Source organism: Variovorax sp. GW822-FHT04E09, from assembly GCF_058800845.1.
Genome location: NZ_JBXAMR010000004.1, coordinates 528,891 through 541,573 on the forward strand (window position 1 = coordinate 528,891; position 12,683 = coordinate 541,573).

The following is a 12,683-nucleotide window of genomic DNA, read 5'->3' on the forward strand; positions in this document are numbered from 1 at the left end:
GCCCGCAGGGGCCGTGGGGGCCCGGCCCGGCCCGCCGTCAGGCCGGCTCGGTCGCCAGGAGGCGGTGCGGCGTGTGAGTGTTCGCTATCCATTGCGGCAGCAGCGAGCCGATGACCATGCCCGCGAACGAGGACAGCACGCCCGCCAGCTGGGCCGGGAAGGCGGTACCCCATGGCATGGCCATGAACAGCAGCCAGACGCCGATGCCCCCCACGATCGAGGCGATGGCGCCCTGGGTGGTGGCACGGCGCCAGTACAGGCCGCACACCAGCGGCACGAAGGCCCCCACCAGCGGCACCTGGTAGGCGCCCGAGACCAGCTCGTAGATCGGCGTGCCCTGCATGCGGATCGCGTAGGCCAGCACGGCGGCGCTGAACAGCAGCACCGTGATGCGCATGGTCATCAGGTTCTCGCGGTCGGTGCCGGCGGGACGGAACTGGCGCCAGATGTTCTCGGTGAAGGTGACGCTGGGCGCCAGCAGGGTGGCCGAGGCGGTCGACTTGATGGCCGACAGCAGCGCGCCGAAGAACAGCACCTGCATCACGAAGGGCATCTTCTGCAGCACCAGCGTGGGCAGCACCTTCTGCGGATCTTCCTTGAGCAGCACGGCCACCTCCTCCGGCATGATGAGCAGCGCGCTGGCCACAAGGAACATCGGCACGAAGGCGAACAGGATGTAGGCCACGCCGCCGATCACCGGGCCGCGCGTGGCGGCCTTGACGCTGTTGGCCGACATCACGCGCTGGAACACGTCCTGCTGCGGAATGGAGCCCAGCATCATCGTGATGGCCGCGGCAAAGAAGAACACCATGTCGTGCCAGTTGGGCTCGGGCCAGAACTTGAAGAGGTCCTTGCTGACCGCGAAGGCCACCACCTTGTCGGCGCCGCCGGCCATGTCGCCCGCGAACATCGCGATCACCGCGAGGCCGACGACCAGGATGATCATCTGGATGAAGTCGGTCACGGCCACCGACCACATGCCGCCGAACAGCGTGTAGGCCAGGATCGAGACCACGCCGATCACCATGCCCAGCGGGATGCTGATGGCGCCGGCCGACAGCACGTTGAACACCAGCCCCAGCGCCGTGACCTGCGCCGACACCCAGCCCAGGTAGCTCAGCATGATGATCAGCGAGCAGGCCACTTCCACGCTGCGGCCGTAGCGCTCGCGGTAGTAGTCGCTGATGGTCAAGAGCGTCATGCGGTACAGCTTGCCCGCGAAGAACAGGCCCACCAGGATCAGGCAGGTGCCCGCGCCGAACGGGTCTTCGACCACGCCGCTCAGGCCACCCTCGATGAACTTGGCCGGGATGCCGAGCACCGTCTCGGACCCGAACCAGGTCGCGAAGGTGGTCGTGATGATCATGAACAGCGGCAGGTGCCGCCCCGCGATCGCGAAGTCGGTGGTGTTCTTCACCCGTTTGGCCGCATACAGGCCGATGGCGATGGTGACCAGCAGATAGACGATGACCAGCGTCAACAACACGGCGAAACTCCTCCAGCCTCTAGAACAAACGCACGCGCACCAGCACTTGCATGGCGAGCAACCCCAGGACAAATCCGATGCCGCCATAGAGGATGGCCTGCAGCAGCCGGTTGGTGCGCTTCTGCGCGGCCAGCAGCTCCTGCAACTCGCGGCGGTGATCGGGCGGCCGATTTTCCAGGAAATCGTGCAGCAAACGCGGCAATTGCGGCAGCAATTTCGCGTAGCGCGGCGCCTCGGCCCGCAGCTGCTGGAACAGCTTCTTCGGCCCGATCTGGTCGATCATCCACTTCTCGAGGAAGGGCTTGGCCGTGGCCCAGAGGTCGAGCTCGGGGTCGATGCTGCGGCCCAGGCCCTCGATGTTCAGCAGGGTCTTCTGCAACAGCACCAGCTGCGGCTGGATCTCGACGTGGAAGCGGCGCGAGGTCTGGAACAGGCGCATCAGCACCATGCCCAGCGAAATCTCCTTCAGCGGCCGGTCGAAGTACGGCTCGCACACCGTGCGGATCGCGGCCTCGAGCTCGTCGATGCGCGTGCCCTGCGGCACCCAGCCGCTCTCCAGGTGCAGCTCGGCCACGCGCTTGTAGTCGCGCCGGAAGAAGGCCGCGAAGTTCTGCGCGAGGTACTCCTTGTCGGACTCGGTGAGCGTGCCGATGATGCCGAAGTCGAGCGAGATGTAGCGCCCGAAGGTCTCGGGCGCCAGGCTCACCTGGATGTTGCCCGGGTGCATGTCGGCATGGAAGAAGCCGTCGCGAAACACCTGTGTGAAGAAGATCGTCACGCCGTCGCGCGCGAGCTTGGGAATGTCGACGCCGGCGGCGCGCAGCTTGTCGATCTGCGCAATGGGTACGCCGTTCATGCGCTCCATCACGATCACCTCGGGGTGGCAGAAGTCCCAGAACATCTCGGGGATCAGCACCAGGTCGAGCGAGGCCATGTTGCGGCGCAGCTGCGCAGCGTTGGCAGCCTCGCGCACGAGGTCGAGCTCGTCGTGCAGGTACTTGTCGAACTCGCCGACCACCTCGCGCGGCTTCAGGCGCTTACCGTCGGGCGAGAGCTTCTCGATCCAGCCGGCCATCATGGCCATGAGGGCCAGGTCCTTCTCGATCACGCCGCGCATGTTGGGGCGCAGCACCTTCACCGCCACGTCGCGGATCTCGCCCTGGTTGGTGCGGATGGTCGCGAAGTGCACCTGCGCGATCGAGGCGCTGGCGATGGGCGTTTCGTCGAACTGCACGAACACGTCGCTCACCGGGCGGCGGAAGGCGCGCTCGATGGTCGCGACCGCCACCGCCGAGGGGAACGGCGGCACGCGGTCCTGCAGGAAGGCGAGCTCGTCGGCGATGTCGGGCGGCAGCAGGTCGCGCCGCGTGGACAGCACCTGGCCGAACTTCACGAAGATGGGGCCCAGCCGCTCCAGTGCTTCGCGCAGGCGCTGGCCGCGCGGTGCGTCGAGGTTGCGTCCGATGGAGACGATGCGCGCCACCACGCGCAGCCAGGGCTTCTGGAAGCTCGTGAGCACGAGCTCGTCCAGGCCATAGCGCAGTGCGACCCAGACGATGAACAGGCCGCGATAGAAGCGACTCATTCGGCGTGGCCCGCCGCACCGCCGGCACGGGCCGAGCGGTCGCCGACGAACTGGCGCAGCGCGCCGACCACGCGCCGCACGCCGTTGCCCAGCGTGTGCGCGGGCACGTCGCCGATCACGCGGGCCAGGTCATCCTCGACGTCCCAGCGCACGTGGTCGACCAGCCAGTTGACCTCGGCCGCGAGCTGCACGTCGCCGACGATCTGCACGGAAGGCTTGTCGCCGCGCAGCGTGGCGCGGGCGATGTCGAAGGGGGAGTCATCGATCACGGTGAGCGTGAGTTCGGGCGTGGAGCCGGCGGGTGCCAAGTCGAGCAGGCCGGCCGGCGTGGCCACCAGTTCCATCGTGACGAAGCGCCACTGGAAGCGCACCACCCTGCCCTGCTGGCGCAGCAGCCGCTGCTGCGCTTCGGGCTCCTGCTGCAGCACGTGGTTCAGGAACAGGACCGCGCGGTGCTGGATCTCGTGGACGGCCCAGGCCGGCGGTTGCAGGCGTTCGCCAATGCGGTTGAACAGGTCGCCGAGCAAAGAAAAAGGGGACGATGGTGTAGCCATGGTCCCCATTATCCCGTCAGTGCTACGGCCGGGTGACGGCTGCAGCTCAGGTTTTTGTCATTGCAGCGCTTGCACGCCTGCGACGAGCCAGCCAGCGCTGCCGGTCTTGGTCATGTTCCAGACTTCACGGAACGGGGCCGGGCCCGCCGAGGCGTCTTCGCGGATCATGCCGGAGAACTCCACGCTCGCCATGTAGGCGTCGGGCAGCTCTTCGATGCCCAGCAGCTTGGCGTCGAGCATCACGACTTCGGTCTTGTTGAGCGCACCGCCCGTGTGGCTGGCGCGATCGGCCAGCTGCGTGCGGATCTCTTCGACCATGCTGTCGGTCATCATGGAACGCAGCATCGACACGTCGGCGCGGTCCCAGGCGTCCTGCAGGGTCACGAAGTTGCGCTTGGCGGCGGTGAGGAAACCGTCGGCATCGAAGCCCGCAGGGATGCCCCAGGACTGCGAACCGGCCAGTGCCGAACCGATCATGCTGCCGCCGGCTGCGGCACCCGCGGCCGAGAGGCTGCTGCCGTGCGATGCCGGCGCGGCGTCGAACGCCGCGGCGTTGCGCTCCCACGGCCGTGCCGAGGCGTCGTTGCCGACGTTGGCCGGGCTGTACTGTGCCGGTGCGCGTGCATCGGCGGGGCTGCCGGCGCCCTGGAAGGCGAAAGCGCCCTGGCGGTTGGCGTTGCCCGACGACGCGGCCGAGCGCGCCTTGAAGATGCGCCACACCGCGAGCGCGGCAAAGGCCAGCAGCGCGATCAGCAGGATGTTGGCGAAGCCGGCACCCAGGCCCAGCGAATTCGCGAGCCATGCCAGGCCCAGGCCGGCGGCGAGACCGCCGAGCATCGCGCCCCACGGACGCTTCGGTGCAGCGGCGGCGGGCGTTGCGGGCTTGGGCGCCGCATTGGTCGCGTTCTGCTGCGCGGGGGCCGCGGGCTGCGTGGCCTGGCGCTGCGTCACGTTGGACGACTGGCGACCGACGGACTTGCCGCCACCCATGCGAGCAGCTTCCGCCTGAACGCTCACCAGCACCAGTGCTGCTGCCAAGAACAAAGAACCCAAACTCTTCATGCCGTCTCCTCTTGAGCGAAAAATTCGCGTCGTCATCGTGATCAACACTTGATTCCAACATGGAGGGCAGCAATTCCCCCTGTCATGTTGTGATAGTCCACATGTCCGAAACCGCCCTCTTTCATGAGGGTCTTGAGCTCCTCTTGCGAGGGATGCATCCGGATCGATTCGGCCAGGTAGCGGTAGCTCGCGTCGTCGCCGGCCACGAGCTTGCCCAGTCGCGGCAGCACGTTGAACGAATACCAGTCGTAGGCCTTCGTGAGCGGCTTGGCGACCTTCGAGAACTCGAGCACCAGCAGCTTGCCGCGCGGCTTGAGCACGCGGTTCATCTCCTTGAGCGCGACGTCCTTGTGCGTCATGTTGCGCAGGCCGAAGGCCACGGTGACCACGTCGAAGTGGTTGTCGGGAAAGGGGAGCTTCTCGGCGTCGCAGACCGTGGTGGGCAGCACCACGCCGGCGTCGAGCAGGCGGTTGCGGCCGGTGCGCAGCATGGCTTCGTTGATGTCGGTGTGGACCACCTGGCCCGTGGCGCCGACCTTCTTCGAGAAGGCAAGCGCGAGGTCGCCGGTGCCGCCCGCGATGTCGAGCACGCGCGAGCCTTCGCCCACGTTCGCGACCATCACGGTGTAGGCCTTCCAGGCCCGGTGCAGGCCGGCCGACATCAGGTCGTTCATGATGTCGTAGCGCGAGGCCACCGAGTCGAAGACGCCGCGAACGCGTTGCGCCTTCTCGCTTTCGTCGACTTTCTCGAAGCCGAAGTGGGTTGTACTCATGCGGTGGATGTTAGGCCGGAAGGCATTCCTTCAAGGCGACGACCCCGCAGGCACGGCGGACATTTGTTGCTTTTTCCTCCAACGGAGGGCCGCCGCAACGCGCGTCTTTGCTGTGTGTAAGGCTATCTTTTCAATAGCAACAGGGTATGTTTACCCTCGGTTCCCACAGCGCTCAGTGGCTGCTGCAGGCGTGGCCGCCCTTGTCGGCCATCGGGGCATCGCGGTCCACGCCCGCCGCGGCCAAGCGCCGCTCGTAGTCGGCCCACAGCTCGGCCTGCCGCACGCCCAGGTCGTACAGCAGGCTCCAGGTGTAGATGCCGGAGTTGTGGCCGTCGCTGAAGGCCGGCTGCACGGCGTAGTTGCCCACCGGTTCCAGCCCGACCAGGTCGACGTCGCGCTTGCCGGTCTGCAGCACCTCCTGCCCCGGGCCGTGGCCCTGCACCTCGGCCGATGGCGAGTAGATGCGCATCAGCTCGAAGGGGATGCGGAAGGTGGCGCCGTCCGAGAAGCCGACTTCGAGCACGCGCGACTGGCCGTGCACGGTGATCGATTGGGGTGTCGGCGCGCCAGCTTGCAAACCTGCCATGGGGAATCCGTTCGGAAGAAGAGAAAAGAGAAAAGGGGTGGGACTCGCGCAGTATGCCGCGCGCTGCGCGCCAGCGTGCCGGCCGCCTGCGCTTAGCATTGCCGCATGCCGTCACGCACACGCTCTCCCCTCCTCCTGTCGCGTCCGAACCGGGCCGCCCTCGTCCTCTGCGCCGCGCTCGCGGGCACCGCCCTCGCCCCACCGGCCCATGCCTTCTGGGGCCTGATCGGCAAGGCGGCAGGCAAGGCCGCGACTGCCGGCAAGGCGGCCGGCGTGGCGGGCAAGGGCGCGGCGGTCGGCGCCGGTGCGGTGGCGGCCGAAGGTGCAACCGGCGTGGCCGCCAAGGGTGCGATGGCGCTGGGCGACGATGCGGCGCATGCCGCACAGGCCGGCTCGCGGGGCTTCGGCGGCGCGCACGAGCTGAGCGCCGTGAACGCCGCCCTGCCGCCCGAGGTCGCGGCCTACCTCGCCAAGCCGGCGAAGGAGCTCACGCCCAAGGACACGTCGTTCATGATGGACAGCTACCGGCAGATGGTCGAGCGCGCCGGCAAGAGCGGCGACTTCACCGCCGTCGAGCGCATGCCGACCTCGGCGGGCAACGCACGCACGCTGCCTACGGAGCCCGTCAAGGTCGCAGCAACACCGCCGCCGACGACCACTGCAGCGACCGCATCGTCCGGCAGCTCGGGCGCACTGCCCTTCCACGCGGTGCGCCTGCTGGCCCACGCCGCGCATGCGGGCAACAAGAGCGCCCAGGCCGAGCTCGATCGCGTGTGCAGGGATGGCAGCGTGGCCTCGAAGCGCTTCTCGAAGGAAACGCGCGCCACGCCGGAATTCAAGCAGGCCTGCGCCGACCGCAAGACGGTCACCGCGGCCAGCTGAGAAAAAACGAAGGCCTCAGGCCAGCGACGCGAGCCGGCGGACCATGTCGGCCTCCGCCTGCGGCAGCAGCGCCTGCACGGCGGCCAGCCGCTCGGCCGGCGCGGTCCGCTGCACGGCGGCCCAGACCGAGCCGGGGAAATGGCTGTCCCAGTCGAAGCGCGCGATCACGTGCCAGTGCAGGTGCGCCACCATGTTGCCGAGCGCGGCGATGTTGAGCTTGGTGGGTGCCAGCGCGTCGCGCAGGCACTGCTCCACGCGCACCACGGCCTCCATGCACAGCGCGCGGTCGGCCGCGTCGAGGTCGGAGAACTCCGCTGCATGGTCCTGCCACACCACGCGGTAGAAGGCCGGAAAGCCTTCTTCCTGTGCATGGATGACGCGCAGCTTCGCGCCTTCGAACACGATGCGCCCGCCGGGCGCGTCGCACAGCGGGCAACCGGCCACCGCCGTCATACGAGCACCCGCTCGATGCCGCCCTGGTTGGCAGCGGCCACGTAGTTCGGCATCCAGTCGTCGCCGAGCAGCTTGTTGGCCATCTCGACCACGATGTAGTCGGCTTCGAGCAGGCCGTTGTTCAGGTCGTTGCCGTAGCGCGAGAGGCCTTGCAGGCAGCTCGGGCAGCTGGTGAGGATCTTCACGTTGTCGGTCGCGCCGACGTTGCCGCTTTCGCGCAGCGCGGCCTCGCCCTTCTTCAGCTCTTCTTCCTTGCGGAAGCGGATCTGCGTCGAGATGTCGGGCCGCGACACGCCCAGCGTGCCCGACTCGCCGCAGCAGCGGTCGTTCTTGAGCACGTTGTCGCCGACCAGCGCCTTCACGGTCTTCATCGGGTCCTGCTGCTTCATTGGCGAATGGCAGGGGTCGTGGTACAGGTAGCCGCCACCGCCGGCATCGGCCAGGGTGATGCCCTTTTCGAGCAGGTACTCGTGGATGTCGATGATCCGGCAGCCCGGGAAGATCTTGTCGAACTGGTAGCCCTGCAGCTGGTCGTAGCAGGTGCCGCAGCTCACCACCACCGTCTTGATGTCGAGGTAGTTGAGCGTGTTGGCGACGCGGTGGAAGAGCACGCGGTTGTCCGTGATCATCTTCTCGGCCTTGTCGAACTGGCCGCTGCCGCGCTGCGGATAGCCGCAGCACAGGTAGCCCGGCGGCAGCACGGTCTGCACGCCCGCATGCCAGAGCATCGCCTGCGTGGCCAGGCCGACCTGCGAGAACAGCCGCTCCGAACCGCAGCCCGGGAAGTAGAAGACCGCCTCGGTCTCCGACGTGGTCGACTTCGGGTTGCGGATGATCGGCACGTAGTCGGCATCCTCGATGTCGAGCAGCGCGCGCGCCGTCTTCTTCGGCAGGTTGCCCGGCATCTTCTTGTTGATGAAGTGGATCACCTGCTCCTTGATGGGCGCAGGCCCCAGCGTGGCCGGCGGCGCGCCGGTCTGCTTCTTCGCAAGGCCGCGCAGCAGGTCGTTGGCCATGCGCTGCGCCTTGAAGCCGATGCCCACCATGCCGGCGCGCACCGCCTTGATGGTCTGCGGGTTGGTCGCGTTCAGGAAGAACATCGCGGCCGCGTTGCCGGGACGGAAGCTCTTCTGGCCCATCTTGCGCAGCAGGTTGCGCATGTTCATCGACACGTCGCCGAAGTCGATCTTTACCGGGCACGGCGTGAGGCACTTGTGGCACACGGTGCAGTGGTCGGCCACGTCCTCGAACTCTTCCCAGTGCTTGATGCTGATGCCGCGCCGGGTCTGCTCCTCGTAGAGGAAGGCCTCCACCAGCAGCGAGGTCGCGAGGATCTTGTTGCGCGGGCTGTACAGCAGGTTGGCGCGCGGCACGTGCGTGGCGCACACCGGCTTGCACTTGCCGCAGCGCAGGCAGTCCTTGACGCTGTCGGCGATGGCGCCGATGTCGCTCTGCTGCATGATCAGCGACTCGTGCCCCATGAGGCCGAAGCTCGGCGTGTAGGCATTGGTCAGGTCGGCGTGCAGGGTCTGCGCCTGCCCGGCGGGCGCGCGCAGCAGCTTGCCCTTGTTGAAGCGGCCCTCGGGGTCGACCCGGGCCTTGTACTCGGTGAACGGACGCAGCTCTTCGTCGGTGAGGAACTCGAGCTTGGTGATGCCGATGCCGTGCTCGCCCGAGATCACGCCGTCGAGGCTGCGCGCCAACGCCATGATGCGCACCACCGCGGCATGCGCGGTCTGCAGCATGTCGTAGTTGTCGCTGTTCACGGGGATGTTGGTGTGCACGTTGCCGTCGCCCGCGTGCATGTGCAGCGCGACCCACACCCGGCCCTTGAGCACCTGCTTGTGGATGGCGGTGCACTCGGCCAGGATCGGACCGAACTCGGCGCCCGAAAAAATCTCCTGCAGCGGCTGGCGCAGCTGGGTCTTCCAGCTGGCGCGCAGCGTGTGGTCCTGCAGCTGCGGGAACAGCGCGTCGACGTTCTCGAGCCAGCCGGCCCACAGCGCGCGCACCTCGTGCACCAGCGCCACGGCCTGTGCCACGCGGTCTTCGAGCAGCTCGGCCGCCGGAATCTCGTGCGCGTCGTCGGTCTTGCCCAGCGGCAGGTTGCCGCGCGTGAGGAAGGCTTCGAGCGCGTCGGTGAGCGCGAGCTTGTTCTGCAGCGACAGCTCGATGTTGATGCGCTCGATACCGTCGCTGTACTCGGCCATGCGCGGCAGCGGGATCACCACGTCTTCGTTGATCTTGAAGGCGTTGGTGTGCTTGCTGATGGCGGCCGTGCGCTTGCGGTCGAGCCAGAATTTCTTGCGCGCCTCGGGACTGATGGCAATGAAGCCTTCGCCGCTGCGCGAGTTGGCGATGCGCACCACTTCCGAGGTGGCACGGGCCACCGCGTCGGCGTCGTCGCCCGCGATGTCGCCGAACAGCACCATCTTGGGCAGGCCGCCGTGCTTCTTCGACTTGGTGGCATAGCCCACGGCCTTCAGGTAGCGGTCGTCCAGGTGCTCGAGGCCGGCCAGCAGCACGCCCGAGCGCTTCTGCTCGGCGAACATGAAGTCCTTGATCTCGACGATGCTGGGCACCGCGTCCTTGGCGTTGCCGAAGAACTCGAGGCACACGGTGCGCGTGTGCGCCGGCATCTTGTGCACCACCCAGCGGCAGCTGGTGATGAGGCCGTCGCAGCCCTCTTTCTGGATGCCCGGCAGGCCCGAGAGGAACTTGTCGGTCACGTCCTTGCCCAGGCCTTCCTTGCGGAAGGTCTTGCCGGGAATGTCCAGGCGCTCGGTGCGCAGTTTCGTCTTGCCGTCGGCCGCGTAGTACTGCAGCTCGAACACGGCGCTCTCGGCGTCGTGGATCTTGCCCAGGTTGTGGCCGATGCGGGTCACTTCGAGCCATTCGGCCTGCGGCGTGACCATGCGCCACGAGGCGAGGTTGTCCAGCGCCGTGCCCCAGAGCACGGCCTTCTTGCCGCCGGCGTTCATGGCGACGTTGCCGCCGACGCACGAGGCCTCGGCGGAGGTGGGGTCGACCGCGAACACGAAGCCCGCGCGCTCGGCCGCGTCGGCCACACGCTGCGTGACCACGCCGGCCTCGGTCCAGATGGTGGGCACGGGCGCGGCCAAGCCGGGCAGCGCGACGTGCTCGACTTCGGTCATGGCCTCGAGCTTCTCGGTGTTGATGACCACGCTCTTCCAGGTCAGCGGGATCGCGCCGCCGGTGTAGCCAGTGCCGCCCCCGCGCGGAATGATGGTCAGGCCCAGCTCGATGCAGCCCTTGACCAGCAAGGCCATCTCGGCCTCGGTGTCGGGGCACAGCACGACGAAGGGGTACTCGACGCGCCAGTCGGTGGCGTCGGTCACGTGCGACACGCGCGAGAGGCCGTCGAACTTGATGTTGTCCTTGGCCGTGAGCCGGCCCAGCACGCGGGTGGCCTTGCGGCGCAGCGCGGCGACGTCGCGGAAGGTGTCGTCGAAGGCGGCGACAGCCTGGCTGACGAGCCCGGTGAGCTCGCCCACCAGCTGGTCGCGCGGCAGGTCGCTGTCGGGGGTGCGGCGCTTCTGCACCTCGCCCAGGCGGTGGCGCAGGGCGTCGACCAGCTGGCCGCGGCGGCGCGGGTTGTCGAGCAGGTCGTCGACGAGGTAGGGGTTGCGCTGCACCACCCAGATGTCGCCCAGCACCTCGTAGAGCATGCGCGCCGATCGGCCGGTGCGGCGCTCGGCGCGCAGGGTCTGCAGCAGGTCCCAGCCGCGCTCGCCCAGGAGGCGAATCACGATCTCCCGGTCGGAGAAGCTGGTGTAGTTGTAGGGGATCTCGCGCAGTCGTACAGGCTCTGCGGCCTGTGACAACAGCGTATTCAACGCGGTCGGAGCATTCATCGGGTGGGGCCCTTGGCCAGGCGCTGCGCGCCCATGTAGCCGGGGGGTCGATTTTAGGGCAGGCCCCGGGGGCTTTGCCGTGCCCGGCCGCTATTCCCTATCGCGGAGCCCGCACGGGCCCCGGCGGGCTCAGAACAGCACGCGGCTGCGGATCGTCCCGCCTACCTTCGCCAGCTTTTCCAGCGCCAGGTCGGACGAGGCGGCGTCGATGTCCATCACGACGTAGCCGATCTTCTCGTTGGTCTGCAGGAACTGGGACGAGATGTTGATGTTGTTGTCCGAGAAGATCTTGTTGATCTCGGACAACACGCCCGGCACGTTGCGGTGGATGTGCAGCAGGCGGTGCTTGCCCGGGTGCGCCGGCAGCGCCACCTCGGGGAAGTTGACCGACGAGGTCGAGGTGCCGTTGTCGCTGTACTTGACCAGCTTCTCGGCCACTTCGAGCCCGATGTTGGCCTGCGCCTCCATGGTCGAGCCGCCGATGTGCGGCGTGAGGATCACGTTGTCCAGCCCGCGCAGCGGCGACTGGAACTCGTCCTTGTTGGTGCGCGGCTCGACCGGGAACACGTCGATGGCGGCGCCCAGCAGCTTCTTGCTCTTGAGGGCCTCGGCCAGCGGTTCGATCTCGACCACGGTGCCGCGCGAGGCGTTCAGCAAAATGGCGCCCGGCTTCATGGCGGCGATCTCGGCCGCGCCGATCATCCATTGCGTGGCCTGGGTCTCGGGCACGTGCAGGGTCACGATGTCGCTCTGGCCCAGCAGCTGGTGCAGCTCGCGCACCTGGCGGGCGTTGCCCAGCGGCAGCTTGGTGACCACGTCGTAGAAGGCCACGTGCATGCCCAGCGCCTCGGCCAGCACCGACAGCTGCGCGCCGATGGAGCCGTAGCCCACGATGCCCAGCGTCTTGCCGCGGATCTCGAAGGCGTTCTCGGCCGACTTGAGCCAGCCGCCGCGGTGCGCCACGGCGCTTTTCTCGGGCACGCCGCGCAGCAGCAGGATGGCTTCGGCCAGCACCAGCTCGGCCACCGAGCGGGTGTTGGAATACGGGGCGTTGAACACGGCCACGCCGTGTTCGCGGGCGGCTTCGAGGTCGACTTGGTTGGTCCCGATGCAGAAGCACCCGGCGGCCACCAGCTTGTGCGCGGCAGCGAACACCTCGGCCGTCAGCTGGGTGCGCGAGCGGATGCCCACGAAGTGCACGTCGGCGATCTTGGCCTTGAGCTCGGCGTCGGGCAACGCACCCGGCAGCGACTCGATGTTGGTGTAGCCGGCGGCGCGCAGCACCTCCACGGCCGAGGGGTGGATGCCTTCGAGCAAAAGGAACTTGATCCTGCTTTTGTCGAGGGAGGTTTTGCTGCTCATGGCGTACTCAAGGAAGCCCCGGCCATGGCGACAAGCTAGGCCAAAAAAGGGAGGGCGATGCTAGC

Annotated in this window: 10 protein-coding genes; 1 reads left to right on the top strand and 9 read right to left on the bottom strand. The window is 67.7% G+C overall.

What is annotated here, in order from left to right; genetic code table 11:
• Positions 1-37: 37 nt before the first annotated feature.
• The 6 genes from AC1RL8_RS19525 to AC1RL8_RS19550 all read right to left on the bottom strand — a co-directional run bounded on the left by AC1RL8_RS19525 (position 38) and on the right by AC1RL8_RS19550 (position 6,046).
• Positions 38-1,486 (bottom strand): high affinity choline transporter 1, encoded by a 1,449-nt coding sequence (locus AC1RL8_RS19525; protein WP_062477039.1) that lies wholly within the window; start codon positions 1,484-1,486, stop codon positions 38-40.
• Between the two features lie 19 nt (positions 1,487-1,505).
• On the bottom strand, positions 1,506-3,071 hold the full coding sequence (gene ubiB, locus AC1RL8_RS19530; protein WP_062477035.1) for a ubiquinone biosynthesis regulatory protein kinase UbiB: 1,566 nt from the start codon (positions 3,069-3,071) through the stop codon (positions 1,506-1,508).
• Complete coding sequence (locus AC1RL8_RS19535; RefSeq protein ID WP_062477123.1) at positions 3,068-3,625, bottom strand: ubiquinone biosynthesis accessory factor UbiJ; 558 nt, start codon at positions 3,623-3,625, stop codon at positions 3,068-3,070. The genes ubiB and AC1RL8_RS19535 overlap by 4 nt, the downstream gene beginning before the upstream one ends.
• 57 nt (positions 3,626-3,682) lie before the next feature.
• Positions 3,683-4,687 (bottom strand): Tim44 domain-containing protein, encoded by a 1,005-nt coding sequence (locus tag AC1RL8_RS19540; RefSeq protein ID WP_062477032.1) that lies wholly within the window; start codon positions 4,685-4,687, stop codon positions 3,683-3,685.
• A gap of 41 nt (positions 4,688-4,728) precedes the next feature.
• The gene (gene ubiE / locus AC1RL8_RS19545) at positions 4,729-5,460 is read right to left on the bottom strand and encodes a bifunctional demethylmenaquinone methyltransferase/2-methoxy-6-polyprenyl-1,4-benzoquinol methylase UbiE (protein WP_070063595.1); all 732 of its coding nucleotides are present in this window, start codon (positions 5,458-5,460) and stop codon (positions 4,729-4,731) included.
• 172 nt (positions 5,461-5,632) lie between these two features.
• The gene (locus tag AC1RL8_RS19550; protein WP_492685775.1) at positions 5,633-6,046 is read right to left on the bottom strand and encodes a gamma-butyrobetaine hydroxylase family protein; all 414 of its coding nucleotides are present in this window, start codon (positions 6,044-6,046) and stop codon (positions 5,633-5,635) included.
• A 105-nt stretch (positions 6,047-6,151) separates the two neighbouring features.
• On the opposite strand from AC1RL8_RS19550, the gene AC1RL8_RS19555 reads away from it, so the two are divergent.
• Positions 6,152-6,928 (top strand): hypothetical protein, encoded by a 777-nt coding sequence (locus AC1RL8_RS19555; protein WP_492685774.1) that lies wholly within the window; start codon positions 6,152-6,154, stop codon positions 6,926-6,928.
• Between the two features lie 15 nt (positions 6,929-6,943).
• On the opposite strand, the gene AC1RL8_RS19560 is transcribed toward AC1RL8_RS19555, so the two are convergent.
• The 3 genes from AC1RL8_RS19560 to serA form a co-directional block, all read right to left on the bottom strand.
• Positions 6,944-7,381, bottom strand: a complete 438-nt coding sequence (locus tag AC1RL8_RS19560) for an HIT family protein (protein WP_492685773.1) — start codon at positions 7,379-7,381, stop codon at positions 6,944-6,946.
• Positions 7,378-11,256 carry a DUF3683 domain-containing protein gene (locus AC1RL8_RS19565; protein ID WP_492685772.1) on the bottom strand — a complete coding sequence of 1,293 codons (3,879 nt, stop codon included), beginning with the start codon at positions 11,254-11,256 and terminating at the stop codon, positions 7,378-7,380. Before AC1RL8_RS19565 ends, AC1RL8_RS19560 begins: the two co-directional genes overlap by 4 nt.
• Positions 11,257-11,385: 129 nt before the next feature.
• On the bottom strand, positions 11,386-12,618 hold the full coding sequence (serA, locus tag AC1RL8_RS19570; RefSeq protein WP_070063599.1) for a phosphoglycerate dehydrogenase: 1,233 nt from the start codon (positions 12,616-12,618) through the stop codon (positions 11,386-11,388).
• Between the last annotated feature and the right edge of the window lie 65 nt (positions 12,619-12,683).

Coding starts and splice junctions, on each gene's coding strand:
- ubiB (WP_062477035.1), bottom strand. CDS start 3,071: ATGAGTCGCTTCTATCGCGGCCTGTTCATCGTCTGGGTCGCACTGCGC.
- AC1RL8_RS19540 (WP_062477032.1), bottom strand. CDS start 4,687: ATGAAGAGTTTGGGTTCTTTGTTCTTGGCAGCAGCACTGGTGCTGGTG.
- serA (WP_070063599.1), bottom strand. CDS start 12,618: ATGAGCAGCAAAACCTCCCTCGACAAAAGCAGGATCAAGTTCCTTTTG.
- AC1RL8_RS19560 (WP_492685773.1), bottom strand. CDS start 7,381: ATGACGGCGGTGGCCGGTTGCCCGCTGTGCGACGCGCCCGGCGGGCGC.
- ubiE (WP_070063595.1), bottom strand. CDS start 5,460: ATGAGTACAACCCACTTCGGCTTCGAGAAAGTCGACGAAAGCGAGAAG.
- AC1RL8_RS19550 (WP_492685775.1), bottom strand. CDS start 6,046: ATGGCAGGTTTGCAAGCTGGCGCGCCGACACCCCAATCGATCACCGTG.
- AC1RL8_RS19555 (WP_492685774.1), top strand. CDS start 6,152: ATGCCGTCACGCACACGCTCTCCCCTCCTCCTGTCGCGTCCGAACCGG.
- AC1RL8_RS19535 (WP_062477123.1), bottom strand. CDS start 3,625: ATGGCTACACCATCGTCCCCTTTTTCTTTGCTCGGCGACCTGTTCAAC.
- AC1RL8_RS19565 (WP_492685772.1), bottom strand. CDS start 11,256: ATGAATGCTCCGACCGCGTTGAATACGCTGTTGTCACAGGCCGCAGAG.